This window comes from Pseudomonas brassicacearum subsp. neoaurantiaca, from assembly GCF_013608025.1.
Taxonomy (GTDB): domain Bacteria; phylum Pseudomonadota; class Gammaproteobacteria; order Pseudomonadales; family Pseudomonadaceae; genus Aquipseudomonas.
Map to the genome: position 1 here is coordinate 176890 of NZ_VDLV01000010.1, position 24386 is coordinate 201275.

General features: G+C 57.5%; 23 protein-coding genes, 1 other RNA gene and 1 pseudogene. 14 read left to right on the plus strand and 11 right to left on the minus strand.

Annotated elements, in window-relative coordinates:
- The first annotated feature begins 62 nt into the window (after positions 1–62).
- The 6 genes from FHK92_RS07490 (at position 63) to FHK92_RS07510 (ending at position 3948) form a co-directional block, all read left to right on the plus strand.
- Complete coding sequence (locus FHK92_RS07490) at positions 63–1448, plus strand: IS4 family transposase (RefSeq protein WP_181287512.1); 1386 nt, start codon at positions 63–65, stop codon at positions 1446–1448.
- Positions 1423–1773, plus strand: a complete 351-nt coding sequence (locus FHK92_RS07495) for a hypothetical protein (RefSeq protein WP_181287513.1) — start codon at positions 1423–1425, stop codon at positions 1771–1773. Before FHK92_RS07490 ends, FHK92_RS07495 begins: the two co-directional genes overlap by 26 nt.
- Positions 1774–1776: 3 nt before the next feature.
- Positions 1777–2097 carry a hypothetical protein gene (locus FHK92_RS07500; RefSeq protein WP_181287514.1) on the plus strand — a complete coding sequence of 107 codons (321 nt, stop codon included), beginning with the start codon at positions 1777–1779 and terminating at the stop codon, positions 2095–2097.
- Between the two features lie 209 nt (positions 2098–2306).
- Positions 2307–2915 carry a hypothetical protein gene (locus tag FHK92_RS07505; protein ID WP_181287515.1) on the plus strand — a complete coding sequence of 203 codons (609 nt, stop codon included), beginning with the start codon at positions 2307–2309 and terminating at the stop codon, positions 2913–2915.
- A 114-nt stretch (positions 2916–3029) separates the two neighbouring features.
- Complete coding sequence (locus FHK92_RS28115; protein ID WP_219915981.1) at positions 3030–3206, plus strand: hypothetical protein; 177 nt, start codon at positions 3030–3032, stop codon at positions 3204–3206.
- A 160-nt stretch (positions 3207–3366) separates the two neighbouring features.
- The gene (locus FHK92_RS07510; protein WP_258232601.1) at positions 3367–3948 is read left to right on the plus strand and encodes a hypothetical protein; all 582 of its coding nucleotides are present in this window, start codon (positions 3367–3369) and stop codon (positions 3946–3948) included.
- Between the two features lie 282 nt (positions 3949–4230).
- On the opposite strand, the gene FHK92_RS07515 is transcribed toward FHK92_RS07510, so the two are convergent.
- Entirely contained in the window at positions 4231–5592 is a 1362-nt protein-coding gene (locus tag FHK92_RS07515) for a Fic family protein (RefSeq protein WP_181287516.1), read from the minus strand.
- A gap of 181 nt (positions 5593–5773) precedes the next feature.
- A complete protein-coding gene (locus FHK92_RS07520) occupies positions 5774–6046 on the minus strand; it encodes a hypothetical protein (RefSeq protein ID WP_181287517.1) in 273 nt (90 codons plus the stop codon).
- 448 nt (positions 6047–6494) lie between these two features.
- On the opposite strand from FHK92_RS07520, the gene FHK92_RS07525 reads away from it, so the two are divergent.
- On the plus strand, positions 6495–7976 hold the full coding sequence (locus FHK92_RS07525; RefSeq protein WP_181287518.1) for a leucine-rich repeat domain-containing protein: 1482 nt from the start codon (positions 6495–6497) through the stop codon (positions 7974–7976).
- Between the two features lie 122 nt (positions 7977–8098).
- On the opposite strand, the gene FHK92_RS07530 is transcribed toward FHK92_RS07525, so the two are convergent.
- A complete protein-coding gene (locus tag FHK92_RS07530) occupies positions 8099–8977 on the minus strand; it encodes a LysR family transcriptional regulator (RefSeq protein ID WP_181287519.1) in 879 nt (292 codons plus the stop codon).
- A gap of 99 nt (positions 8978–9076) precedes the next feature.
- On the opposite strand from FHK92_RS07530, the gene FHK92_RS07535 reads away from it, so the two are divergent.
- Together FHK92_RS07535 and dctA are read left to right on the plus strand one after the other, a co-directional pair.
- On the plus strand, positions 9077–10246 hold the full coding sequence (locus tag FHK92_RS07535) for a mandelate racemase/muconate lactonizing enzyme family protein (RefSeq protein ID WP_181287520.1): 1170 nt from the start codon (positions 9077–9079) through the stop codon (positions 10244–10246).
- 101 nt (positions 10247–10347) lie between these two features.
- Positions 10348–11655 carry a C4-dicarboxylate transporter DctA gene (gene dctA / locus FHK92_RS07540; protein WP_181287521.1) on the plus strand — a complete coding sequence of 436 codons (1308 nt, stop codon included), beginning with the start codon at positions 10348–10350 and terminating at the stop codon, positions 11653–11655.
- Positions 11656–11753: 98 nt separating this feature from the next.
- Here the strand turns inward: dctA and pdxR are convergent, their stop codons facing one another.
- Complete coding sequence (pdxR, locus tag FHK92_RS07545; RefSeq protein WP_181287522.1) at positions 11754–13250, minus strand: MocR-like pyridoxine biosynthesis transcription factor PdxR; 1497 nt, start codon at positions 13248–13250, stop codon at positions 11754–11756.
- Between the two features lie 288 nt (positions 13251–13538).
- Here pdxR and FHK92_RS07550 point away from each other — a divergent pair, with 288 nt between their 5' ends.
- Genes FHK92_RS07550 through glyA form a run of 5 tightly spaced genes read left to right on the plus strand, consistent with a single transcriptional unit; the run spans position 13539 to position 17290 of the window.
- Positions 13539–14792: a benzoate/H(+) symporter BenE family transporter gene (locus tag FHK92_RS07550; RefSeq protein WP_181287523.1), complete on the plus strand. Its 1254-nt coding sequence runs from the start codon at positions 13539–13541 to the stop codon at positions 14790–14792.
- Positions 14792–15637, plus strand: coding sequence for a YggS family pyridoxal phosphate-dependent enzyme (locus tag FHK92_RS07555; protein ID WP_181287524.1), 846 nt, complete (start codon positions 14792–14794; stop codon positions 15635–15637). The genes FHK92_RS07550 and FHK92_RS07555 overlap by 1 nt, the downstream gene beginning before the upstream one ends.
- 24 nt (positions 15638–15661) lie before the next feature.
- Positions 15662–15814 carry a hypothetical protein gene (locus FHK92_RS07560; RefSeq protein ID WP_181287525.1) on the plus strand — a complete coding sequence of 51 codons (153 nt, stop codon included), beginning with the start codon at positions 15662–15664 and terminating at the stop codon, positions 15812–15814.
- Complete coding sequence (locus FHK92_RS07565; RefSeq protein WP_258232602.1) at positions 15814–15999, plus strand: hypothetical protein; 186 nt, start codon at positions 15814–15816, stop codon at positions 15997–15999. Before FHK92_RS07560 ends, FHK92_RS07565 begins: the two co-directional genes overlap by 1 nt.
- A gap of 25 nt (positions 16000–16024) precedes the next feature.
- Complete coding sequence (gene glyA / locus FHK92_RS07570) at positions 16025–17290, plus strand: serine hydroxymethyltransferase (protein ID WP_181287526.1); 1266 nt, start codon at positions 16025–16027, stop codon at positions 17288–17290.
- Positions 17291–17343: 53 nt separating this feature from the next.
- On the opposite strand, the pseudogene FHK92_RS07575 reads toward glyA, so the two are convergent.
- The 7 genes and pseudogenes from FHK92_RS07575 to FHK92_RS07605 form a co-directional block, all read right to left on the minus strand.
- A pseudogene (locus FHK92_RS07575) lies at positions 17344–17526 on the minus strand (hypothetical protein); the annotation flags it as partial.
- 106 nt (positions 17527–17632) lie between these two features.
- Positions 17633–18026, minus strand: a transfer-messenger RNA (tmRNA) gene (gene ssrA / locus FHK92_RS07580).
- 93 nt (positions 18027–18119) lie between these two features.
- Entirely contained in the window at positions 18120–18410 is a 291-nt protein-coding gene (locus tag FHK92_RS07585) for a hypothetical protein (RefSeq protein ID WP_181287527.1), read from the minus strand.
- Positions 18411–18534: 124 nt separating this feature from the next.
- On the minus strand, positions 18535–21345 hold the full coding sequence (locus FHK92_RS07590; protein ID WP_181287528.1) for an FAD-binding and (Fe-S)-binding domain-containing protein: 2811 nt from the start codon (positions 21343–21345) through the stop codon (positions 18535–18537).
- Positions 21342–22013, minus strand: a complete 672-nt coding sequence (locus tag FHK92_RS07595) for a LutC/YkgG family protein (RefSeq protein ID WP_181287529.1) — start codon at positions 22011–22013, stop codon at positions 21342–21344. Before FHK92_RS07595 ends, FHK92_RS07590 begins: the two co-directional genes overlap by 4 nt.
- On the minus strand, positions 22013–23467 hold the full coding sequence (locus FHK92_RS07600) for a LutB/LldF family L-lactate oxidation iron-sulfur protein (RefSeq protein ID WP_030139766.1): 1455 nt from the start codon (positions 23465–23467) through the stop codon (positions 22013–22015). Before FHK92_RS07600 ends, FHK92_RS07595 begins: the two co-directional genes overlap by 1 nt.
- Positions 23464–24288, minus strand: coding sequence for a (Fe-S)-binding protein (locus FHK92_RS07605; protein ID WP_181287530.1), 825 nt, complete (start codon positions 24286–24288; stop codon positions 23464–23466). Before FHK92_RS07605 ends, FHK92_RS07600 begins: the two co-directional genes overlap by 4 nt.
- Positions 24289–24386: the final 98 nt, after the last annotated feature.

The window sequence follows — 24386 nt, forward strand, 5'->3', positions numbered from 1 at the left end:
GCTGGCCTTGGTCTACGGTGATAGTTGCGAACACACACCGATCAAGCAAGGACACAGCCCGAGTGAATCGTAGACGCCAAATCGTCCGACATCAACAGCACCGTATGCGCCAGCACGCCACGAACAGCAATGCTCATGCTTTCTTCAAACTGCTCAACGACCCAGAGCTATTGCGGGGTGTCGAGTCGTCAATACCCAAACATCGCCAGCGGCTATTCCCCCCGACCGAAACACTGTCCCTGTTTTTGTCCCAGGCGATGAGCGCCGATCGCTCCTGTCAGAATGCCGTGAATGATTTTTCTGTCAGGCGCTCTTGCGAGGGGTTGAAGCCCAACAGCATTCATACCGGTGCTTACTGCAAAGCAAGAGCGCGGCTGCCGGTGGAGATGGTTTCAACCTTGTTGCGCTCCACGGGGTCATCGATGAGCAACCGGGCTCCGTCATCGTGGCGTTGGAGGGGGCGACCTGTGCGCCTCGTGGATGGCACTACAGTTACCCTGCCGGATACGCCGGCCAACCAAGAGGCCTATCCGCAATCTCGTGGGCAGAAAGCCGGACTGGGCTTTCCCATCTGCCGGGTGGTGGGAATTGTTTGCCTCGCCAGCGGTGCTGTTTTGGATGCCTCGTTGGGACGTTTCCGCGGTAAAGGAGGTGATGAGCAGACGCTGCTCAGAACCATGCTCGATACCTTGGAACGAGGTGACATTGTGCTGGGCGATGCCTACTACGCAACCTACTTTTTGTTGTGTGAATTGCAACATCGAGGCGTGGACGGGGTGTTCGAACAATATGGCGCTCGACGGCGTAGCACGGACTTTCAGTTGGGAAAGCCCTTGGGGTCGGAAGATCATTTGGTTGAGTTGAAAAAGCCCAAGGCAAAGCCGTCCTGGATGAGTCAGGCCTATTACGACGAGGCACCTGAAACGCTGACAGTACGTGAGTTGAAGGCCGGTGGAAAAATCCTGGTCACCACTCTGAATTGTCCACAGCAGGTGCCAAAAGCTGCTCTTAAATCACTGTTTAAAGATCGATGGCACGTGGAGCTGGATCTGCGCAACCTCAAGACTACGCTGGGGCTTGAAGCTCTGAGCTGCAAGACACCGAGCATGGCCGTCAAAGAGTTGTGGATCTACTTGTTGGCCCACAACCTGATACGGATGCTCATGGCGCAATCAGCTCTGTTGGCCGACTGTCTGCCTCGCCAACTGAGCTTCAAGCATAGCCTTCAGCTGTGCCTAGCGTTGAGGCAGTACGGGGCTCAGGAGCAAGAGGATCGGCTGCTGAATCTGCTTGCGCTGATTGCCCAGAAACGGGTCGGAAAGCGTCCTGGCAGGATTGAGCCGCGCGCAATAAAACGAAGACCCAAGCCTTACCCCATGCTGATGAAAACACGTCGATCAGCAAGGGCTGAGGTCAGGAAGAATGGACACCCGAAGAAGGTTAAGTAAGTGCCATTCAAATCTGTCCCCTTTTTTCAAAGCCACTGGTAGTGGGCTTGAGTACGCCTGGAAAAAGCATGGTGGTGCTTGGGGCGAAAATAAATCTGCTTTTACGATTTCCAAGGATGAACTGAAGGTCGTTCTGCAAACGCCACAGGTTGTCAAAACACCTGCCTACCAATCACCTACGTCTGGTAATTTTATCCGAACGGTTGATATGGGAAGACCTATAGGTATCGATGCCAAGGCCGGGGGGCAGCCTACTAATTTCATAACGGTGATTACTGACTCAAAAGGTAATTTGGTGAATACGTTTCCTGGGAAGACTTTCTAAATTATGTATTGCTTAATTGTGTGGGACAAAGAGCTAGCAGCTACGGGGCAGGATGGCTGTCTTGATAAGGTTGAGATTCCAAAAAATTTAGCGCATTTTTTCTTTCAGCTAGATGCCGAGGAGTTTCCAGCTCTTTCTAGTCTGAGTTTTGATGATTATGATATGTTTTCTACTTCGCAAATGGATTCGCTTATATCCGAATTGGTTGCTGCTGCTCATATAGAGCCGCGGCTTTTAAGTTCAATTGAAATAATGGTGGAAAAGATTTTGGAGGCAAAGTCTTTAAGGAAAAGTGTTTTGTTTGATCCGTTCAGAATAAGTTAAAGGGAAAAGGGGGCAGATTTGAATGGCACTTACTTAACCTTCTTCGGGTGACCATTCTTCCTGACCTCCTAGGGACCCTAATGCTCCTAAAATTGTCGATCCGGGCAAAGGCGAACCGAGTATCTCACTAGAATTACCTAAGGTATGGGATCGACTGATTGAGCAAAGTTCTTCGAGAGCGCGGGTATTAACAGGTAAGGAGTTTGTTGATGAGTTTGGTAAATGATTTTGACAGCCTGCTTGAAAATATTTTCGAAGGAAGGAAGGACTTGGCTTTGTTTGTCGTTGGGAGTAGGTGCTACTACCTTGCAGATGATAAAGAAAATTTTTGTATTGATGTAAGGCCTGAGTATCGAGGGTATGTTGAACGCGGTGCTATGGATGGTGAACTTTATGATGCTGCCATTTCTGCGTTTAGAGGTGGTGTCCCGATCCTAGATGTTAATACATTTCAACGTTACCTAGATAATAATGGAGTTAATGTTTGCTCTTCTGAATGGATGGGTGAGTTTTTTAAGTACGGCCACTCCGCTGTCTACTTTGTTGAGCTCTATAGGCATATAGAAGATGTTTTGTCTGGTCGCGCAGAAGCTCGTCTGGATGAATGGGGTAAGTTAAGGGTGAGGCTGCCGCGATTCTATATAAATCTTGATAGTAAGATATTTCAACATGTTGATTGGGATAGGTCGCATGAGTCTTATGTTCCTTCAGATTGGAATGCAAAAGCGTCTAGTGAGTTTGGAGGTTTGATTCCAGATGAGGATAAATATTGGATAGTGGATGGAATGGATTTTTGGAGTTTACAATCTCAGGGGTAATTCTAAGATGTGAAAATGAGGAGTAGGGGAAGGGGCAGATTTATTTAAAGGAAAGGTGATAGTCATCGCTCTGTTGGTTAAATAAATCTGTCCCCTTTCTTGCAAAATTTTTCAATGTCTAACCAGCTGCGGGTACAGGTTAAAGTTGCAAGCGATACGGGGCAGCCTTTAAATCTTGTAGTGAGTCCTAGAACAAGCAATGTCTTCGCGGAGCTCATGCGACGGGTGAGAAGCACCGGCGGAGATGTTTTTAGATATGATCCCGCTACGGGCGATTTGACGAGGTTCTAGTAATAGATGAAGCCATATATACAGATTGCGATTAGAACAAGGGCTGAGACGGTTGGATGGGATGTGGGTGAGAAATTTATTGATTCACTGAGCCTGGGTGGAGGGCTTGCTTGCTCCAGAGCAAGTATCGCATAACGCTGATGAGTTCACAGAGCCCTTCATGGGGAAGGCTGCGAGTGAGAGTGTCTGGGCATCGAAGGCATCGATAAGAGTCAATGGAACGTTGTCAGAGTTCTACCAAGATTTCGCTTGGCGAAGAAAGAGAACAATAAAGCACTCTGGCAGTGTTGTGCATACGGCGCGGAATGCTAGAGGGCAGCTTGTACCAGGCGCGATCAGCTTCCGTTCGGCATGTAGCGACAAGGTTGATTGGTGCTCGCTCTTCAATGCGTGGTGCGAGGTCTTTCCGCCTCAGCTTGGGATGCTTCACCATTTTAGTGATCCTGAACTTGGCTCTAATGAAAAAAATAATAGCTTTCAGATCGGGTCATTTAACTCGGCGTTGAAGCCAGATGTTCCAAACATTGGTTGGGCGATGTTCTTCGGAGATGAGTTTGCTGGGGACGTGGATGCTGAGCGAATCGTAGCGTCAGGTTTTCCACTTGAAAAGTTAAGTAATGGGTATTTGCTGAGGGTTACTAATGAACTTCAGGATGTGGTAAGTGATTTCCCCTTGTTTTCGAAGCGTCGCGCTGAGCTTAAGAAACTATTCAAGGACGATTTTTTCTTAATCAAAGATTAGACTTCGGTTTCTCCATTCTCATGTTGGATAAACACGTTAAAGGTCTGGTTGATTGACGTGCAAATAATTAAGCGGCGAAAGATTTGAATAGGGCTTGAAGACAAAAGGGGACGGATTTATTTAAGGCGCGGAGAGCAGATGTCCATGCTTTAGTGTTAAATAAAACTGCCCCCTTCCTTTCTTTGTTTGAATCAGGCGGCTAAGAATTTAAATCATGGTTGAAACGGTCCGTAATGGGGACGGGAAAAGACCACGTTATCTGTCCACTTTTTTACTCACCTATCAGTGGCCATGGCGCGACTTCCAGGACATGAACTCTGATGGTCGTAACCCATAGCGTGCGAGAACCCCTTCGTGCAGCCGACGGAGTTCCTCGACGATCAGTGCTTGCACTTCCGGCTGTTCTCTTTCTGAAACATATTCCGCTACCGAGCGTTGGATACATGACAACGGGTCAAGTTCTGGGTGAGTGATGATTTCCCGAATGGTCTTCTTGATGACGTCTCGCCATGCCAGGCGTAAAGGGTCCGGTTCCGCAAGGTCTTGCTTGATTGCCAGATATTCCTGTGTCGAGCGTTCGTAGGCCCAGATATACAGGTCGCGAAGCAGCTCTACACGGGTCATTTCGTACACACCCAATGTGGCTCGGCTGTAGGCCTGCTCCGGTACATCCAGAAAGGTCAGCGGGCAAAGGTTGGCACGGAACAAGGGGAGATTCGCTGCCAGTCGGGAGGTGCGTTTATTGATGTCGGCAAAGGGCTGCAAATAGGGCAGGTGCACCATCATGAAGAAAGACTGCTCGAACGGATCAGCGATCTGATTGGCTTTGCCAAGCAGGACATCCAGTGCATCTTCAATTTGCTGTGGCGTTGAGAGCGGGCGATAGGTGCTTTTCCCGATGTCGACGGCGTGCTGGCGAATTCGGCCCTCGTCTGCTGGGTTGGGCAGCAGGTTTTCGGCCAGGGCGCTATGCAGGTTCATCAATGTGTAACGGTTGAACTCGGCACTCTCGATGTTCTCGACCAAAAGCTCGATAGCTGTCTTATGGTTCAAGATCATCTGCGTTTCTAGAGCGGCCTTGCCCTGTGCTGCCTTACCTTGCTCAATGAGTTGCCGCGTGTCGAGTCGTGAGTAGGTGTTTCCTTCCAGATGGCTTGATGCCCACGACAGATCAATCAACAAGCGATTCAGGACCGCCCGGCTGTAAGTGCCTGCTGGCTCCGTCGCATCTGCGGTTTTGCCCATCCTGTGCAATTGGCGCCGCAACGACTCAGGTAAGTACCCTGTCTCGTTAGGACGATAGGCGTCCAGAAAGTCACGTTGGTAGCCCACCGGCTTGCGCGCTTCTGTGGGCTGGTTGATATAGGCGAGTATGTCCCGGCTGTCTGCAGATAATGGAATGAAGGCAGGGAAGGCATCGGTGTCAGTATTCAGCGCGTGGGTTTCGGCCTGGTGTTCTATTGCGAAATAACGCCGTGCCCTGCCTTCTCCCTGTGCAGTGATTTGGCTGCTTTCGACCAGGTTTGCAAGGATGCGCTGCGCCGTTCGCCGGGCGATTTCCGGGTGCTTGGTCAAAAGCTCTGAGAGGCTCGCCCCGCTCCTGGCTGCCTGGATACTGTTCAGTATGTCGGTGGTCGAAGGCATGGTTATGTTGGCGCTGTTAGAGAAGATTTGGCGCGATTATGGCGCAGTTCTCAGAATCGCGCCATTTTGGATTGAAAATGTGGCGCAGTTCTTGACGAACTGCGCCACAGCTCATCGGAGTAGATAGATGTAGTTGCTCCTGACGGTGGGGGCCACGTTATGGCCTAGTCGCCCGTCTTACTTACTCCGCCGCCTGCGACCGCAATCGCCTGCCAATCACATCCATCACATCACACCCGTCGCGCAGCGCTATCGTCAGCATTTTGCAAAAATCGGAAAGCACCAGCGTGTCGGAACTGATCTCCGAACGGAACGCGATATTTTCCAAAAGTTGAGTCACCGTGCGGATGCGGTAATCGGCAGTTTCGAAGAGGACATCAAGCGGGGCTTCGATGTCGATCAGCAGGGTAGCGGGGACGCAGTCGACGCCGGCGATGGGCATGTATCGGTTCATCGGTAGGACCTCATTCAGTTGAAAGGAGCTACCTCGTTGTCGAGTCGCCAAACCCGAGTCGCCATTGGGGCGACGAGGAACTATAGGCCGCCCCGCTCAAGCGCTACAAGACACCGCTTTCCGAGCTTCATGTAGGAGCTTTGGCCTTTCTGCGGCTGTATTTCCCTACATTTTGTTTACAGCTATCAACGGGTTCGAATTAGCCGTCCATTCGGCACATTGTCATGGCTAGAGAGATGACCGTGGCGAGGGAGCTTGCTCCCGCTCGGTTGCGCAGCGACCGCAAAATCGTGGGGCCGCTGCGCAGCCCAGCGGGAGCAAGCTCCCTCGCCACAGGGTGGAAGCGATATGGCGCTACCCAGCCCTGACAGCCTCTTCTGTAAGACTCTTTTTTATGCTTCTCTAACGGCCATATCCCCCTTCAATCCCTTTCGTAGACTCCTAGATCGTGCCAACCCCCAACCGCAACGCTCTGATCACCCAACTCGCCGCCAACCCCGATGACATCACCGCACGCGCGTCGCTCTGTCGCGATCTGCTCGATACCGGGGAGGCGTCACTGGATGGTTTACGCGTCGCGTCGGGTCTGGGCGATCCGGTGGCTAATGGGGTGGTGGCGCAACTGAACACCTCGGTCCTTGTAAATCGCCCCGGCCCACTGCTGCCGCAACTGCGTGGCCTGCCGGTGGATCATCTGGAACTGAACAATGCCGAGCCAGAGTGGTGCGACGCCCTGGCCGGGCTGCCCTTGCGCACGCTGGTGCTCAACAGTCCCAGGTTCATCTGCGGTCCGGAGATGTGGCAGCGGTTGCAAGCCACAACCCTCGAAAGCTTGGAAGTCAGTAATTTCTCCCGCGACGACAATGCCCATTGCCTACCGCCGACCACACGGTTGCGCCGGCTGAAGTTGCAAACCTACGGCGAAGATTTTGATGACCGTTTTCTCCGCCAACTGAGCGACAGCCCGCTGCAGGAATTGTCGTTGAACCGTTGCGATGACATTACCGACGACGGCCTTGAAGCACTGTCACGCCTCAAGCTGCGATCCTTGACGTTGCAACGCGTGGGTGAGCTGACGTCCCGCGGCATGGCGCACTTGGCCAGCCATCCCCTCGAACATTTGTCGCTCAGTGACTGCGGCGCGATCCTCGATGATCCTGCTTGGCTTGGCGACCTGACGCGGTTGCGCTCGTTGAGTCTGGATGGCTGCTATGCAGGCGAGAGTGTGTTGCAGGCGATTCGGGGTCTGCCTTTGGAACAGCTTTCGCTCCATTCCGCATTCATCTGCGAAGACGACCTTGAAGTCCTCGAAGGAATGCCGCTCGCGGACCTGGACCTCAAGTGCCTGCGACAGGTGATCGAGCGGCTCGATGTGCTGCACGGTTTTCCTTTGAAGCGCTTGGGATTGTCTGATGTGCAGGGCGTCTGTGCAGGTACGTTGAGTGATTTGCGCGGGTTGGAGTTGGAGTCCCTCGATCTGTCCTTGAACGACATCAGCTGGAAGGAACTGAAGCAACTGGCCGGTCTGCCTCTGAAGCGGCTCGATTTGAGTTATTGCCGGGGCATCGACGGCAAGGTGCTGCGCAAGCTCGTCGAGTTGGGCTTGCCGTTGGAGGCGCTTGAAATAAGCGGCCTGGACCTGCGCGATGCCGACTTGGCCTGTTTGCGCGACCTGCCCTTGCAACGCCTGGGCTTGCATGACAGTCCTTGGCTGACGGATGCCGGGGTGGCTCATCTGGCGGGCATGCCGTTGCGGGACCTGGCGCTGGGTGCTGATCCAGGTGAATCGCGGATCACGTCGGCGGTGGTGCCCGTATTCGAGCAATTGCCGCTGCAGAGGCTGTGGTTGCCCAATTGCTCGGGGATCGATGCGAACGGTTGGGATCGCTTGGCCAGATTGCCGGCCCGCGTGACAGGTCCGGGAATCTGACGCGCTGATAGGAATAGGCAACGCCCCAAGGCAAACCGGCATAGGTGGGCCAGTTTTCGATCGTTACCATGGCCTCCTGTCTATCCATTTGGAGTTCACCATGCACGGCAGAAAAACCAGTTTCAGCAATCCCTCAACTTCGCCCAGAACTCCTCCGCCGATGGGCTGATGGCACCCGTTGGCCGAGTGAGGTGAATGTCCAACGGAATATCCCAGCTTTCGTCGAGGGCTCGTACCAGGCGCCCGTCGGCGACCTCTTGCTCGGTCAGGCTGCTTGGCAGCCAGGCCACGCCTTTGTTTTCCAGCGCCATGGACATGAGCACCGCTGCGAGGTGACTGCTGAACAGCGGCTTGAGGTGCAGGAACTCTTCCTTGCCCTGGAGTCGATGAGCGACGATGCGCCCCAGCCCGGACTCTTGGGTATACGCCAGGTATGGCAGCGACGCGGGCGCATTGCCAAAGTTGGCGGACGCGCTCGCCAGTGGCACGAGTACATCTTCGCCGACCTTTTTGCCTATGAACTGATCAGGGGCCAACAGCGGCGGAACATCCTGATGACGATGGCAAAGCAGGAACTGTACCTGGCCCTGGATCAGCATCTGCTCACAAGCGGCCATGCTATCGGAATGCAGTCGCACTGCTTCGATCGGGGCACCGTTTTCCGTGCTTCTCAGCCACTTCGGAAAGAACGTGAACGACAGCGAATGGGTAGCCGCGAATTGCAGCGTCTTGATCGCCATGCCCGCCACTTCCTGGGCCTCGCTGCGCATGCGGTACAGGCGCCTCGCAGTCTCTTGGGCGCTTGGCAAAATCTGCTTCCCTGCCTCGGTCAGCGTGGCACCTTGGGGCGTACGAATGAACAGCTCAACACCCATCCAATTCTCCAGCGCACGGACTCTGCGACTGAACGCCGGTTGGGTCACGTGGCGCGCTTCAGCGGCACGGACAAAGCTGCCGTACTCCGCCAACGCTGAAAAATCTTCTAGCCAAACGAGTTCCAAGGGCAATGCCTCCTGTGCATGGGGCGCGGCATTATTAGCATTGGGCGGGTGTCATCGCAAAGCATAACGTGGGGCCATCAACAACAAGAGGAACCCGCCATGCGCATCGTAGACATCCGTGAAAAAACCGTTTCCATTGCCTCGCCAATTGCCAATGCCTACATCGACTTTTCCAAGATGACCTGCTCGGTCGTCGCTGTCGTCACGGATGTGATTCGCGAGGGTAAACCGGTCATCGGCTACGGTTTCAACTCCAACGGTCGTTACGGCCAAGGCGCTTTGATGCGTGACCGTTTCCTGGCGCGCATCACCGAAGCCGACCCTGAGTCGCTGATCGATAAAGAAAACAATAACCTTGATCCGTTCGCCATCTGGAAAACCCTGATGACCAACGAGAAACCCGGCGGCCATGGCGAGCGTTCGGTTGCCGTGGGGACCATCGACATGGCCGTCTGGGACGCCGTCGCCAAGATCGAAGGCAAGCCGTTGTATCGCCTGTTGGCTGACCGTTACCGCAACGGCGTGGCCGACGACAAAGTCTGGGTCTACGCCGCCGGTGGTTACTACTACCCAGGCAAGGACGACGCCAAGCTTCAGGATGAAATGCGCAGCTACCTGGATCGCGGCTACGACGTGGTCAAGATGAAGATCGGCGCCGCGCCTCTGGCTGACGATATTCGGCGAATCGAATCGGTCATCAAAGTGGTCGGTGACGGGCGTCGCTTGGCTGTGGACGCCAACGGCCGCTTTGACCAGGACACGGCCATTGCTTATGCCGAGGCTTTGAAACCCTACAACCTGTTCTGGTACGAAGAAGCAGGCGACCCGCTCGACTACGCCTTGCAGGCGGAATTGGCCAAGCACTATGACCTGCCGATGGCCACTGGCGAAAACCTGTTTTCCCATCAAGACGCCCGCAACTTGCTGCGCCATGGCGGCATGCGTCCCGATCGTGACTACGTCCAGTTCGACTGCGCGCTGTCCTATGGCTTGGTCGAGTACATGCGCACCCTGAAAGTGATGGAGGAAATGGGCTGGTCTTCGCGTCGCGTCGTTCCGCACGGGGGCCACCAGATGTCTCTGAACATCGCCGCGGGCCTGCACCTGGGCGGTAACGAATCCTATCCCGATGTGTTCCAGCCGTTCGGCGGGTTTGCCGACGGGATTCGCGTGGAAAACGGCTATGTGGGACTGCCGGACATCCCGGGCGTCGGCTTCGAAGCCAAGTCCGCCCTGTACGCCGTCATGCGCGAATTGGGCGAGGGCTGACAGCCCCGAACGCGGCCTCTTCGCCTGAGGCCCCCGTTATCCGGCGTCACCCGTTGGCGCCACACCACACGCCCATCACAACAATAAAATGAGGTGCTCCCGTGGAAAACTCCAAGTCCCGCTGGTATAGCCAGCTGTACGTCCAGGTGCTGATCGGCATCGTGGTCGGTGCCGCAATTGGTCACTTCGAACCGCAGTTCGGCGCCAAGCTTCAACCTTTGGCAGATGGCTTTATCAGGCTGATCAAAATGCTCTTGGCGCCTATTATTTTTGGCACCGTGGTGGTCGGTATCGCCAAGATGGGCAGCATCAAGGAGGTCGGCCGGATTGGCGTCAAGGCGCTGGTCTATTTCGAGATTCTTTCGACCATCGCACTGGTCATCGGCCTTGTCGTGGTCAACGTTGTAAAGCCAGGCGTTGGGATGAACATCAATGTCGATGCGCTCGATGGCAGTGCTATCGCCAAGTACAGCCAAGCCGCCACGGAGCAGGGTGGCACTGTTGATTTCTTCATGAACATCATCCCGCCGACTTTTTTGGGTGCGTTCTCCAATGGAGTCATGCTGCAAGTCATCCTGCTTTCTGTCTTGATGGGTGTGGCCCTGGTTCAAATGGGTGAGACCAGCAAACCGCTGATCAATACCATCGATCTGTTTCTGCAAGGGCTGTTCAGGATCGTTGCCATGGTCATGCGGCTGGCTCCGATTGGTGCTGGCGCGGGAATGGCGTTCACGATCGGCAAATATGGCATCGGTACGTTGCTTTCCCTCGGCCAGTTGCTGGTCGCGCTCTACGTCACCACGCTGATCTTCATCGTGATCGTCCTGGGCACGGTGGCTCGATGGTCAGGCATGCCCCTGTTGCTGTTTCTCCGTTACTTCAAGGACGAGATTCTGATCACGCTCGGGACGTGCTCGACCGAGGCCGTGCTGCCGCGAATGATGGTCAAGCTTGAAAAGCTGGGCTGCAAGAAATCGGTGGTGGGGATGGTGCTGCCGACGGGCTACACCTTCAATGCCGATGGCACCTGCATCTATCTGACCATGGCTGCGATCTTCATCGCCCAGGCAACCAACACGCCGTTGACGTTCATGGACCAGATGATCCTGTTGGGCGTTTTCCTGCTCACGTCGAAAGGTTCGGCTGGCGTGGCGGGGGCCGGATTCATCACCCTTGCTGCAACGCTCACCACCATCCACTCCATTCCGCTGGTGGGCCTTGTCTTGCTCCTGGGCATCGATCGGTTCCTGAACGAAGCGCGAGCCGTGACGAATTTGATCGGGAACGGTATCGGCACGATCGCCATTGCCAAGTGGGACAATTCTTTCGATGTGGAAGCGTGTGAGCGGGAGATTGCGGCGATGAAAAATGAAAAGGCGGCGCGTAGGGTGTTGGCTGCGCAGAAGTGAGCAGCATCGGCTCGCTGGTGGTGCAGGGGGCTTGATTCCTTGGATTCCAGGCACAAAAAAAGACGTCCGTGGACGTCTTTTTTTGTTGCGCTGGGCCATTAGATTTTCAGGGCGTTGGCCAGACGTAACATGGCGGCTTCTATTTCATACGCGGTCAGGGAGGAGTAACCCAGCAGCCAGCCCTGTTGCTTCGGTTCGCCCGCGTACAAGCCGCTGAGGCCGGACAGTTGCACGCCGGCAGTGGCGGCCTGGCGGATGGTTTTTTCCTCGGACCATCCGGCTTTCAGCAAGCAGGGGATTTGCAACCCGCCCGGCGGCAGTTCGGCGGTGACCACCGTGCTCAAGTACTTGCCGATGGCGTCGTGCATGATCGACCGGCGTCCGGCATACAGCTTGCGCATGGCCCGGACATGCGCGTTGTAGTGGCCGTCCTCCATAAAGCGCGCCAGCGTCAGTTGCAGCGTTTGCGGAGTATGGCCGTCCATCATGCTGCGCGCATAGGCAAAGGGCTTCACCAGTTGGGAGGGCAGCACCATGTACCCCATGCGCAGTCCGGGGTAGAGGGTTTTGCTGAACGTGCCGATGTAGAGCGTGCGCTGGTACTTGTCCAGGCCTTGCACGCACGCCGTGGGTTGCCCGTCGTAATGGAACTCGCTGTCGTAGTCATCCTCGATGATCCACTTGCCTTTTTGCGCCGCCCAATTGATCAACTCAAGACGCCGCTCCAGCGGCAATGTCGCGCCGGTGGGGTATTGGTGAGAGGGCGTGACATACACGCAATTGGCGCCGCTGCGGTCGGCGTGCAACAGGTCGGTACGGATACCCTGTTCATCGACATCAATGGGTATCACCTTGGTTTCGGCGATTTGGAAGGCCTTGCGGGCGCCGTAGTAGCCGGGGTTTTCCATCAGTATCGGCTTGCCGGCGTCCACCAGCAATTGCGCGCACAGATACAACGCCTGACGCGTACTGCTCAAGACCAGTACCTGGTCGGGGGAGCATTTGGCGCCGCGTTCGAGGTTCAGGTAGGTGGCAATCGCTTTGCGCAGGGGCTCAGCCCCTTGTGGATCGCCATGCAGCAGCACGCTCGCGCGATAGTCCTTCATGACCTGGCGCTGCAAACGCTCCCAGACATCCGTCGGGAAGCTGCGGGTTTCCGGCAGGCCGGTGGCGAATGCCTTGATGACTTGCTGATCGCGCACGCCGCCGGTGTCGAAGATCATCCGCCCGCGTTGGCTGAGTTCTGCGCCCGGTGCGGCGACGCTGCTCCTGATTTCCTGAGCCCTGAGGCGTCGGCGGCCAACACCGCGCAATTCGACACCCAGCGTGTCGCGGACGTAACTGCCGGCGCCTTCGCGGCGCACGATAAACCCGTCCCGATGCAACTGCACATAGGCGTTCTCAACGGTATCGCGGGCGCATCCCAGTGACTTGGACAGCACCCGCGTGGCGGGTAGTTTCAAGCCGGAGCCGAGGGCGCCGTCGAGAATCAGCGCACGCAATGCACGTTGGATCTTCTGATGCAGATCCAGCAACTGAAATTCAGCGTCGTTGAGGCGCATCTTCAGGGTTTCCAGCTCGAAGGTCTTTGCCATGTGGTCTGCTCTCTTTCCATGAACTGGCAGGTAAAGGCAGGCCAGTTTATCCGTAGGCTCTGGCCCCTCGCTACCCTCCGCCTTTACCTCGGTGATGACGCGCAGGGCGAGCGTTCTTGAACAGGAGTGTGATTTCATGAACGCCTTTGCGCGTGAGCATGGCTGAGCCGACCACAAAAAGTGGTCTGGTCTTCTGCGTTAAAGCGTAGGGGTAAAACCTGCCACTCAACCGCTATAAAGTACGGCTTACCAGTGGCCGGATGCATCGTCCGGCAAGGAGCCAAGCCCATGTCATCTACTCAATCCCTCTCGTCCCTGCGTCTGCGGGACCTGCTGCATCCGGTGGTTGCCGGGTTGATTTCGGTGATCGTCAATTACGGCGGCACCTTCATCCTGGTGTTTCAGGCCGCCAAGGTCGCAGGGCTCAGCCCTGAGTTGACGGTGTCGTGGGTTTGGTCTGTGTCGATCGGGGTAGGGGTGACCGGGCTGTTCCTCAGTTGGGTGAGTCGCGAGCCGATCATCACCGCCTGGTCGACCCCGGCGGCGGCGTTTTTGATCGTCGCCTTGGCGACCACACCCTACGCCGAGGCCATTGGGGCGTACATGATTTCGGCTGCAGCGTTCGTGCTGCTGGGCGTATCCGGTTACTTTGAAAAAGCCGTTCGCCTGATCCCGCCGGGTGTAGCAGCGGGCTTGTTGGGCGGCATCTTGCTGCAGTTCGGCATCGGTGCGTTCGCCAGCATGAGCATCGACCCGTTATTGGGCGGGGTGTTAATCGGTGCCTACATCCTGTTCAAGCGCTTGAGTGCGCGCTACGCAGTGGTCTGCATTCTGGTGCTGGGGCTTGGCTTTCTGCTGATGCAGGGACGCGTGGACTTCACGGGGTTGACGCTGGAGTTTGCGACACCGGTTTTCACCCGCCCGGAGTTTTCGGTCGATGCGTTGTTGAGCGTGGCGTTGCCGCTGTTTCTGATCACCCTCACTGGGCAATACATGCCGGGCATGCTGGTGCTGCGCAGTGATGGCTTCAACACCAGTGCCAACCCGATCCTCAGCGTGACCGGGCTGGGTTCTCTGCTGATGGCGCCGTTCGGTTCCCATGCCTTCAACATCGCGGCCATCACCGCCGCCATCTGCACGGGCAAGGAAGCGTCGCAAGACCCGTCCAAGCGCTGGATCGCGGGCGTGGCTGCGGGCATCTTCTACATCCTGGTGGGGATCTTCGGCGTGACCCTGGTGGCGGTGTTCATGGCCTTCCCGGCGACCTTCATCACCACCCTGGCCGGGTTGGCCCTGTTGGGCACACTCGGCGCGAGCCTGGCCAACGCCATGGCGGACGTGAAATCGCGGGAAGCGTCGCTGATCACGTTCCTCGCCTGCGCGGCCAATATCACCTTGCTGGGCATCGGTGGCGCGTTCTGGGGCCTTGTCATCGGCCTGGCCGCCTATGTCGTACTCAATGGGCAGTTGCCGCGTCGTGAAAAGACTGCAGGCCCACGGGCCGAACCGATTGCAGTGTCCACCAAGGGAGCGGCCAACTGATGCCTGATCAAACCGAAGACCTCAACATCTTGCATGCGCGCCATGGTCGTTACCCACAGGTCGACAGTGTCGAAGACTTTCGCCGCAACCTGGCCGCCGTGCAGCAACGCATTGTCGAGGCGTGCCATCGGGTAGGGCGGGACCCGGCCGGTGTGCGCCTGCTGCCGGTCAGCAAAACCTTTGATGAAGCTCATCTGCGTCTGGCCTATGCCGCCGGTTGCCGCCTGTTGGGCGAGAACAAAGTGCAGGAAGCACAGCGCAAGTGGGAAGCCATGACCGACCTGCAAGACCTGCAATGGTCGGTGATCGGCCATTTGCAGACCAACAAGGCCAAGCAGGTCGCACGCTTCGCCAGTGAATTCCAGGCCCTGGACAGTCTGCGGTTGGCCGAGGCGCTGGACCGTCGCCTGCGCATTGAAGGTCGGCAGATGGACGTGTTCGTCCAGGTCAATACCTCCGGCGAAGCCAGCAAGTACGGGCTAGCGCCCGATGACGTGGCGGCTTTCCTGGAGACAATGCCAGCGTTCCCGACACTGCGGGTTCGCGGGCTGATGACGTTGGCGCTGTTCTCCGCCGACGCGGTGCGGGTACGCCCTTGCTTCGTCCGGCTGCGTGAATTGCGCGACCGATTGCGTCATTGCGCCCCTGACGGGGTGTCGCTGCAAGAGCTGTCGATGGGCATGTCGGGTGACTTTGAAGTCGCCATTGAAGAGGGCGCGACCGTGGTGCGCGTCGGGCAGGCGATCTTCGGTGCCAGAGCCATGCCGGATGCGTACTACTGGCCGACCGCTGATGCCCGCCCTCTCATTGAAGACACGTTGTTATCGATCGCACCCAGCCGTTGATCCCCCTCTACAAGGAGGCCCGCAATGTCCGCTGCACCCGCTTACCTCATGCATACCTCTGCCCGACAACCGGTTTCGTTCAGCCGAGGCCAGGGCGCCTCGTTGTGCGACACCGAGGGTGTTGAATACTTGGATGCCATCGCCGGCGTGGCGGTGACGAGCGCGGTATCGGCTTGATGATCGGCATTGAACTCAATGGCCCGTGCGCCGAACTGATCGGCCGGGCCCGTGAAGAACAACGTCTGCTGATCACCGTCACACGGGGCAACACCGTGCGCCTGTTGCCGCCGCTGATCTGCGATGACGCACAGATCGACGACATCGCCGCGCGCATCACGCGCCTGCTGTCACCCGCCGCTTGAATTCTTGACCAAGGACACTTTGCACATGTACGACTCGACGCTGACCCTCAACGCTTTCGACCCTGAGCTGTATGAGTCGATTCACAACGAAGAGCATCGCCAGGAAGACCATATCGAGCTAATCGCCTCGGAAAACTATGCCAGCCCGCTGGTAATGGAAATCCAGAGCACGGTGCTCACCAACAAGTACGCCGAAGGCTACCCCGGCAAACGCTATTACAGCGGCTGCGAATACGTCGATGTGGCCGAGCGGCTGGCCATCAAGCGGGTCAAGGCCCTGTTCGACTGCGACTACGCCAACGTGCAACCCCATGCGGGTGCCCAGGCCAACGCGGCGGTCTTCCTGGCGCTGATCAACCCCGGTGATACGGTGATGGGCATGAACCTGGCCCAGGGGGGGCACTTGACCCACGGCAACCCGGCCAACTTTTCGGGGCGTCACTACACCATCGTGCCTTACGGACTGGACCCGAAAACCGGCTTTCTCGACTATGACGAGATGGAGCGAATCGCACTGCAGACACGCCCCAAAATGTTGATCGGTGGTTTTTCCGCGTATTCGCGGCACAAGGACTGGGCACGCATGCGCAGCATTGCCGACAAGGTTGGGGCTATCTTCTGGGTCGATATGGCCCACGTGGCCGGGCTGGTCGCTGCGGGCGAATACCCGGACCCGCTTCCCCATGCGCATGTGGTCACCAGCACCACGCACAAAACCCTGCGCGGGCCACGCGGTGGTTTGATTTTGTCCAAGGGACAGGATGAAGCTTTCAACAAAAAACTCGACTCTGCTGTGTTTCCCGGCGTGCAGGGCGGGCCGCTGATGCACCAGATCGCGGCCAAGGCCGTGGCGTTCAAGGAAGCGCTTGCGCCGGAGTTCAGCATCTACCAGACCCAAGTGGTCATCAACGCCCGGGCCATGGCCGGGGTGTTGCAAAAACGCGGGTACAAAATCGTCTCGGGCGGCACCGACAACCACATGATGCTGATCGACCTGTCCGACAAGCCTTACACTGGCAAGGAGGCCGACGCGGCCCTGAGCAGTGCCTATATCACCGCCAACAAAAACTCGGTGCCGAATGACCCACGCTCACCGTTTGTGACATCCGGCCTTCGTATCGGTACCCCGGCTGTGACCACCCGCGGGTTTAATGTGGAGGCCTGCGAGCAAGTGGCCGGCTGGTTGTGCGACGTACTGGACGCCCTGGAAAACGGAGGCAGCGACAAGGTCGGGCACCACGTGCGCGAACAGGTTGTCGCACTGTGCCGTCGTTTTCCGGTCTATCGCTGAGTCTGGCCCGGCCATTGCCTGATCGAGTGGTGGCCGAGTATTCAACTGTTTTATCAGGCGATCCCCTTGGCCACCCTCGCGCCATTGACCAGGTAATTACCCCCAATCCGCGACTCGTACACTCGCGGATTGGGGTTCGCCAACGTGCGCGCATTACGCCACAACCGATCCAGTGCCTTGTTGCTCGCCGCGGCACTCGCCCCCAGCGCATCGAACAATACCATCGTCGCTGCAAGCATTCGCTAATGAGAGGTCGCGAAAGCCCCCAACCAGCCATGCCCCCGTATTCACTGAATTCCAGGCACAAAAAAAGACGTCCGTGGACGTCTTTTTTCGTTGGATTGGTGGAGCCGGGGGGATTTGAACCCCCGTCCGCCAGTACTCCGCTGTCGGTACTACATGCGTAGCCGTGTCTATTAAGTTAACCCTCAGCGACCCGACGGGCAGGGTGCTTTGGGCGAGTTGTGTAAGTTTTAGCCGCTTCGTCCACAACGTACTGCACGGCGATTCCGTTCTATATGACAATCACTTTGGGTTTACGGACATCCCCTGGTGATTGCTGGACCCGAAGGTACCAGAAGGGAAGGGCTAAGGCTGCTTACGCAGCGAGAGCGTATTCCCCGTAGGTTTCGTCATTGGCAACTATAGGAAGTTGCAACAGTGGATTTACGAGTTCTGTTACCAACTCGGCATGCACCTAAAGTTTCGCAACCGGCGTCGAATCCTAAACGGCCCCGAACCTGGCGCTCTGTGAATCTGTAGAGCGACAGGCCTGCGTAGTGTACGTCAAAACGCATCCGGGGCCAACCCGAAGGTTGGCCCCCTGCATTCAGGAGTTTTTACCGTCTTTGCTGACTTTCTGAATCTCCTGGATGGTCTGGGTTGTCTCGGAGATGCATTTTTTAGTGCCTTCCTCCGTATTCAGAGCCTGATGGGCCTTGGCTTGCTGCACGCTGGCTTCGACTTTTGCTTCAAGATCCGAACCCTGGACCTGAGTCTTGGCATTTTCAATGGTTTTGATGTTGGTGTCGCAGAGACTGTCCGAATCGCCGGCGGCAAACGAGGGAGATGCCAGCATCGAGGCAGTGACAAACAGACCTAACAGCACAGAGCGTTTCATATGTCTCTCCTTGACCCAAGGGCAGCGTTCGCTGACCCATCAGGACTACCAAGTTTGAGGAAGTCCTGCGTTTGCAGGACCTGCTTAATGGACTGCCGCCGTTTGCCAGGGTTCTATTTTTTTCTCAGGTCGCCCTGGCGCGGGTCACTCGGTCGACCAGATAAACCAGCCCGTGGTAGTCGATTGCACCGTGTTGCGTAAGACCGATCTCACAGGTTCGACTGGTGGAAATCCCTTCGCTGCAATGCTGCACTGCGTCTTTGAGCGAACGCAACGAATGGGCGTTCAGCTCCGGCGTGCTGAAACCTTTGTCGCCGGCAAAGCCGCAACAATGGATGCCTTCCGGAATGACCACCTGTTTGCTGCACTTGCGCACCAGATCGATCAGCGCCTGGCTTTCACCCAGGTGTTGCGTGCTGCAGGTGACATGCACTGCGATGGGCGCTTCCTGAGGCGTGAAGTCGAGGCGATCCATCAGGTGCGTGCGGATGAAACGCACCGGGTCATACAGGTCCAGGCGCACGTCGCCGAGGTCCTGGACCAGCCGTAGTGTGCAGGGGCTTGTGTCGCAATAAATCGGATCAAGTCCGCCGCGACTGGCATGCAGCAGCGCGCCGATCAGTTCCTGGCGCTTGTGCTCGGCTTGTTCGGCGTAACCTTTGGACGCGAAAGGCTGGCCGCAGCAAAGGCTATCGACATTGTCCGGAAAAACGACATGATAGCCCGCCTTTTCCAGCAGGCCTCGGGTTTTATCATGCAGCGACATCTGCTCGCTGTCGCCCGCGGCAGGGCCCATGACCCGCGATACACAGGCCGCCAGATAAACCACCTTGGGCCGTTCATCCGACACGGCGGGACTGAACCGAATGGCCCTTTCGGGCTGCGGCATGGCGTTGGTCCATTGTGGGACCTGGCCTTTGGTCAGCCGTGTCAGGCCCGCCGACAAACGTGCCAGGCGCGGTGCCCCCAAGAACATTCGTGCACCATTGGCGACGTGCAGCGTAAAGCGCGCCCCTTGCAGTGCGGTTGCGAAATTGCCCGCAAGCCAATCAGCGGTTTTCGTACGCGTTGCGCTGCGGCTGCGGAGCTTTTTCACCAGTTCGCCGGTGTTGATTTCTACAGGGCAACGTTGGGCGCAAAGCCCGGTAGCGGCGCAGGTGTCGATGCCTTGGTATTGGTAGGCCGCTTCCAGCTCCGAAGTATCGATACCGGCGCGCTTTTTCGCCTGGATGTCCCTCCAGATCACGATGCGCTGGCGCGGGCTCAAGGTCAGGTCCTTGGATGGGCAGACCGGCTCGCAGAAGCCGCACTCAATGCACTTATCCACAATCTCATCGGCGGCCGGCAAGGGCTTGAGGTGCTTGAGGTGAATCTGCGGATCCTCGCTGAGCACCACGTCCGGGTTGAGAATGCCATTGGGGTCGAGCAGGCGTTTGAGCCGCCACATCAATTGATAGGCGTCGCTGCCCCATTCCAACTCGACGAACGGCGCCATGTTGCGGCCGGTGCCGTGCTCGGCTTTCAGCGACCCGCCGAATTCCACCGCCACCAGTTGCGCCACGTCATCCATGAACGCCTGGTAGCGTGCGACTTCGTCGGCGCTGTTGAAGCCTTGGGTGAAGACAAAGTGCAGATTGCCTTCCAGCGCGTGTCCGAAAAGGATCGCTTCGTCGTAGTGATGCTTGTCGAACAGCGCGATCAGGCGGTTCACACCGATCGCCAGTTGCTCGACCGGGAAGGTCACGTCTTCGATGATCACCGTGGTTCCGGTCTTGCGGACCGCGCCCACGGCGGGGAAGGTGTCCTTGCGGATCGCCCAGAGCCGGGCGTTCTCCCGTGGGTCTTCAGTGAAATCGACCTGCTTTTCCACCGGGAAACTTGCCAGCGAGGCCATGATCAGCGCCAGTTGTTCCTGCAATAACGATGACGAAGCCGCGCGGGATTCGATCAGCAGGGCGCAGGCATTGTCCGACAGATGTCGTACGAAATCCGGCATGCCCGGCTTGTCCTGCACCGAGCGCAAGCTGCGACGGTCCAGCAGCTCGACCGCGGAGACCGGCTGGCTTTTCAGCACGGTGACGGCGTTGCAGCAGGTTTCAACGTCAGGGAAGACGATCAGCGCCGACGCCTTGTTCGGGTGATCGATCACCGTGTTGTAGGTCACCGCGCTGATGAAACCGAGGGTTCCTTCGGAGCCCACCAGCAAGTGGCTCAAGATATCCACAGGCTCGTCGAAGTCCACCAGGGCGTTGAGTGACAGACCGGTGGTATTTTTCAGACGGTATTTGTGGCGAATTCGGGCGGCCAGTTCCGTGTTGGCGCGCGTTTCGCGACCCAAGTTTGCAAGGTGCTCCAGGAGTTCACCATGGCTTGTGCGAAAAGCCGCCACGCTGGCGGCATCTTCGGTGTCCAGGCGCGTGCCGTCGGCCAGAACCAGGCGGATGCCGGCGAGGGTGTGATAAGTATTCTGCGCCGTACCGCAGCACATGCCGCTGGCGTTGTTGGCGACGATACCGCCGATTTTGCAGGCATTGATCGACGCCGGGTCCGGGCCGATCTTGCGTCCGAACGGGGCTAGCCAGGCGTTGGCCTGGGCGCCGATGACGCCGGGTTGCAAACGAATCTGGTGGCCTTGCTCGCGAATTTCCCGGCCGTTCCAGTTATCCCCAAGCACGATCAGCACCGAATCGCTGATGGCTTGGCCTGACAAGCTGGTACCGGCGGCGCGGAACGTGACCGGAACCTGGTCGCGTTGGGCCAGTTTCAGCAGGGCGATGACTTCGTCTTCGGATTCGACGCGCACCACCAGCTTCGGAATCAACCGATAGAAACTGGCGTCAGTGCCGAAGGCCAGGGTGGACAACGGATCGTCAAAACGTCGTTTTTGCGGGATCAGTTGGTATGCGTCGCGCAGGAAAGGGGCCGGAAGCGTCATTGGTCCTCCAGGATCAGTACCACCAGGTCCTTCGGACCATGGGCGCCATAAGCCAGGACTTGCTCGATGTCAGCGGTTTTCGACGGCCCGGACACTAGCAGGGCATTGGTCGGCATGCCTTGGGCCCACTCGAATTCCTGTTGCACTTCATAGAAGTTGTCACGAATCTCGCTGGCCTTGAGCAGGGCGAAATGCACCGGTGGTACCAGACTCATCAGCCGCGGTTCTTCCCGCGTCGGCCAGAGAATCAGGCTACCGGTGGCGGCGATGGCGCCGAGAGTGCCGGTCAGGCTGGCAGGGGTGTCGTTGAACAGTTCGGCTTTCCATTCTTCTACGGGACGGTCATAGGCCTTTAGAACTGGCAGGTCCGGATTATTCGCCCAGAACTGTACGATTTTTTGACCGTGAGACGTTGTCGGCGCGATCAGCAGGCTCGGCAGTTGTCGGTCCCGCAGCAGTTGCGCCAGCAGTGCCGGCCAGGCTTCGCCGGAGGTCAGGTGGATCTCGGTGTGCACCGCTTCCATTTGCTTGCGCAATTGCGGGATGCGTTCTTCAGGCGCATAGCGGTAGGTCTGCGTCACCAGTTCAACGTCATAGGTGTCGGCAACCGGCGTGGTGCCGGTCAGGCTTTTACGCAGCTTGGCGAGGATATTTTCCTTGGCGCTCATCAGCGGTCTCCCTGCGGGTTCAGGTGGTCGCGGGCCAGATCATGCAGTGAGCGGGCGGCGGGTTTTGGGGCGCTGTGGTTTTGCGTCCACGGACCGACATTTTGCGGTGCCAGGGCGCGCAGGCGCGTGGCAAGGAAAGCAAACAATCGGTACAGCCGTGGCGAGCTGTTGAGCCGGGCCCAGGCATTCCAGATGAACCGTTCCTTGGCCGAGTATTTGCTGCCCTGGCCGCGCATGATCGGGTTGGGACTGTCCGGCGCCTTGACGTTTTCCTCCCGCAGCCGCCGCAGCAGGGCTGGGATCGGAATCTTCACCGGGCACACTTCACCGCAGGCGCCACACAACGAAGAGGCGCTCGGGTGATCCGGCACCTTCGCCAGGCCGACCATGTGCGGTGTGATGATTTTTCCGATAGGCCCCGGGTAAACCTCGCCGTAGGCATGGCCACCGATTCGGGTATAGACCGGGCAATGGTTCATACAGGCGCCGCAGCGGATGCAGTTCAGGGTCTGGCGCAGTTCGCTGTCGGCAAACGCCTGGCTGCGACCGTTATCGAGCAAGACCAGATGGACTTCCTGGGGACCGTCCAGTTCGTCAGGCTTGCGCGGTCCGGAGATCATGTTGACGTAGGTGGTGATCGGCTGGCCGAGGGCCGAGCGGGTCAGCAGCGAGAGCAGCGGAACGACGTCCCGTAGATTCTCGACGACTTTTTCGATGCCAGTGACGGCGATGTGCACTGGCGGTACCGTCGTTGACATCCGCCCGTTGCCTTCGTTTTCCACCAGCAACAACGTCCCGGTTTCGGCAACGGCGAAGTTGACGCCAGAAACGCCAATGTCGGCTTCGAAGAATTTCTGCCGCAAGACTTTGCGGCCGATCTGAATGAGTTGGTCAACGTCCTTGGTGTACTCCACGCCAAGTTTGTCGTGGAACAAGGACGCGACCTGACCGGCATTCTTGTGGATCGCCGGCATAATGATGTGTGAAGGCTTCTCGTGGTCGAGTTGGACGATGTATTCCCCCATGTCGGATTCGAGACATTCAATGTCCCGAGCCTCGAGGAAATGGTTCATCTCCATCTCTTCGCTGACCATCGATTTGCCCTTGATCACTTGCCGCGCCTCGTGAGCACGGATGATCGAGAGGACGATGCCATTGGCTTCGTCCACCGTTTCCGCCCAGTGTACTTTCACACCGTTGCGGGTCAGGTTGCTTTCAAGTTGCTCGAGCAGGTCGGGCAGCTTGGATAACGCACGGGCGCGGACAGCGTTGCCCAGCACTCGCAAATGTTCTCTTTCGTGGGCATCGCTGAAAGACGTTGCCCGTTTGGTCATCAGTGAATCCATCGCGCTGCGAAAGTTATTTCGCAATTGCGTGTCGTCCAGCGCCTTGTGGGCGCGGGCGCGAAAATCGTTCCCCACTTCAACGGTCGGGATCAGCGTCGGCGTGCTCATGCGGCACCTCCGGTTCGCTGCCAGAGGAAGCTCGCCAGATGTTGGCCGCGCAACGCTTCCTGCTGTTTTTCCAGGGCGCCATTGATGTTCATCAAGCACCCACAATCGGCGCTGATCACCTGATGCGCGCCGGATTCCTTCAACGCCCGGGTCTTGTCGGCCACCATCGCGCCGGAAATGTCCGGCATGCGAACGCTGAACGTCCCACCAAAACCACAGCATTCACTTTCATGGCTGTGTTCGACGCGTTCCACATTGCGCAGTTGCGCCAACAACGCGCGGCCATGCAGGTGGGTGTTCATTTCCCGGCGTGCCGAGCAGGACGTATGCAGCGCGACCTTCACCGGCGTGCCGCTGTCGTTCAATTGCACCTTGCAGACGAACAACAGGAACTCGGCCAATTCATAAGTCCGGGCCGCCAGGGTCTGGACCTGTTTGAGCGTTTCAGGCTCGTCCTTGAACAGGTCGGCATAATGCTCACGCAACATGCCGGCACATGAGCCGGACGGCACGACCACCGGATAATCCCCGGCAAACAACGCCAATTGCGCCCGCGCCACCGTCCGCGCCTGCTCGGTGTATCCGGACGTGTACGCCGGCTGCCCGCAGCACGTTTGCCCTTGCGGATACTCCACTCGGATCCCTTCGCGTTCGAGCAGATGAATCGCATCCATCCCAGCCTCGGGATAGAACAGGTCCACCACGCATGTCCCGAAGAGGTAGACCCGAGCAGGCTTCTCGCTGGGGTACTGCCGGGGTTCAGGTAGGGGCGGGGCGACACGGGTCGCGTTCGGTACGGCGTTGTAAAAAAGCTCGCTCATCAGGCGTGTCTCCGGGTGGTCCCGGTTATCCGTCCGCTGAGGCTGCTGAATATAGTGAGGAAATCTTTCAGCAGCCTTGCAGACCCGGTTGTGAATAG

What these genes read in the sequence shown, in the direction of transcription:
- FHK92_RS07555 (WP_181287524.1), top strand. Translation starts at nt 14,792, where the DNA reads ATGCCTGATCAAACCGAAGACCTCAACATCTTGCATGCGCGCCATGGT.
- pdxR (WP_181287522.1), bottom strand. Translation starts at nt 13,250, where the DNA reads ATGGCAAAGACCTTCGAGCTGGAAACCCTGAAGATGCGCCTCAACGAC.
- FHK92_RS07600 (WP_030139766.1), bottom strand. Translation starts at nt 23,467, where the DNA reads ATGAGCACGCCGACGCTGATCCCGACCGTTGAAGTGGGGAACGATTTT.
- FHK92_RS07605 (WP_181287530.1), bottom strand. Translation starts at nt 24,288, where the DNA reads ATGAGCGAGCTTTTTTACAACGCCGTACCGAACGCGACCCGTGTCGCC.
- FHK92_RS07535 (WP_181287520.1), top strand. Translation starts at nt 9,077, where the DNA reads ATGCGCATCGTAGACATCCGTGAAAAAACCGTTTCCATTGCCTCGCCA.
- FHK92_RS07585 (WP_181287527.1), bottom strand. Translation starts at nt 18,410, where the DNA reads ATGAAACGCTCTGTGCTGTTAGGTCTGTTTGTCACTGCCTCGATGCTG.
- FHK92_RS07560 (WP_181287525.1), top strand. Translation starts at nt 15,662, where the DNA reads ATGTCCGCTGCACCCGCTTACCTCATGCATACCTCTGCCCGACAACCG.
- FHK92_RS07595 (WP_181287529.1), bottom strand. Translation starts at nt 22,013, where the DNA reads ATGAGCGCCAAGGAAAATATCCTCGCCAAGCTGCGTAAAAGCCTGACC.
- FHK92_RS07500 (WP_181287514.1), top strand. Translation starts at nt 1,777, where the DNA reads ATGTATTGCTTAATTGTGTGGGACAAAGAGCTAGCAGCTACGGGGCAG.
- FHK92_RS07520 (WP_181287517.1), bottom strand. Translation starts at nt 6,046, where the DNA reads ATGAACCGATACATGCCCATCGCCGGCGTCGACTGCGTCCCCGCTACC.
- FHK92_RS07590 (WP_181287528.1), bottom strand. Translation starts at nt 21,345, where the DNA reads ATGACGCTTCCGGCCCCTTTCCTGCGCGACGCATACCAACTGATCCCG.
- FHK92_RS07505 (WP_181287515.1), top strand. Translation starts at nt 2,307, where the DNA reads ATGAGTTTGGTAAATGATTTTGACAGCCTGCTTGAAAATATTTTCGAA.
- FHK92_RS07495 (WP_181287513.1), top strand. Translation starts at nt 1,423, where the DNA reads ATGGACACCCGAAGAAGGTTAAGTAAGTGCCATTCAAATCTGTCCCCT.
- FHK92_RS07510 (WP_258232601.1), top strand. Translation starts at nt 3,367, where the DNA reads ATGGGGAAGGCTGCGAGTGAGAGTGTCTGGGCATCGAAGGCATCGATA.
- FHK92_RS07515 (WP_181287516.1), bottom strand. Translation starts at nt 5,592, where the DNA reads ATGCCTTCGACCACCGACATACTGAACAGTATCCAGGCAGCCAGGAGC.
- FHK92_RS28115 (WP_219915981.1), top strand. Translation starts at nt 3,030, where the DNA reads ATGTCTAACCAGCTGCGGGTACAGGTTAAAGTTGCAAGCGATACGGGG.
- FHK92_RS07565 (WP_258232602.1), top strand. Translation starts at nt 15,814, where the DNA reads ATGATCGGCATTGAACTCAATGGCCCGTGCGCCGAACTGATCGGCCGG.
- FHK92_RS07550 (WP_181287523.1), top strand. Translation starts at nt 13,539, where the DNA reads ATGTCATCTACTCAATCCCTCTCGTCCCTGCGTCTGCGGGACCTGCTG.
- glyA (WP_181287526.1), top strand. Translation starts at nt 16,025, where the DNA reads ATGTACGACTCGACGCTGACCCTCAACGCTTTCGACCCTGAGCTGTAT.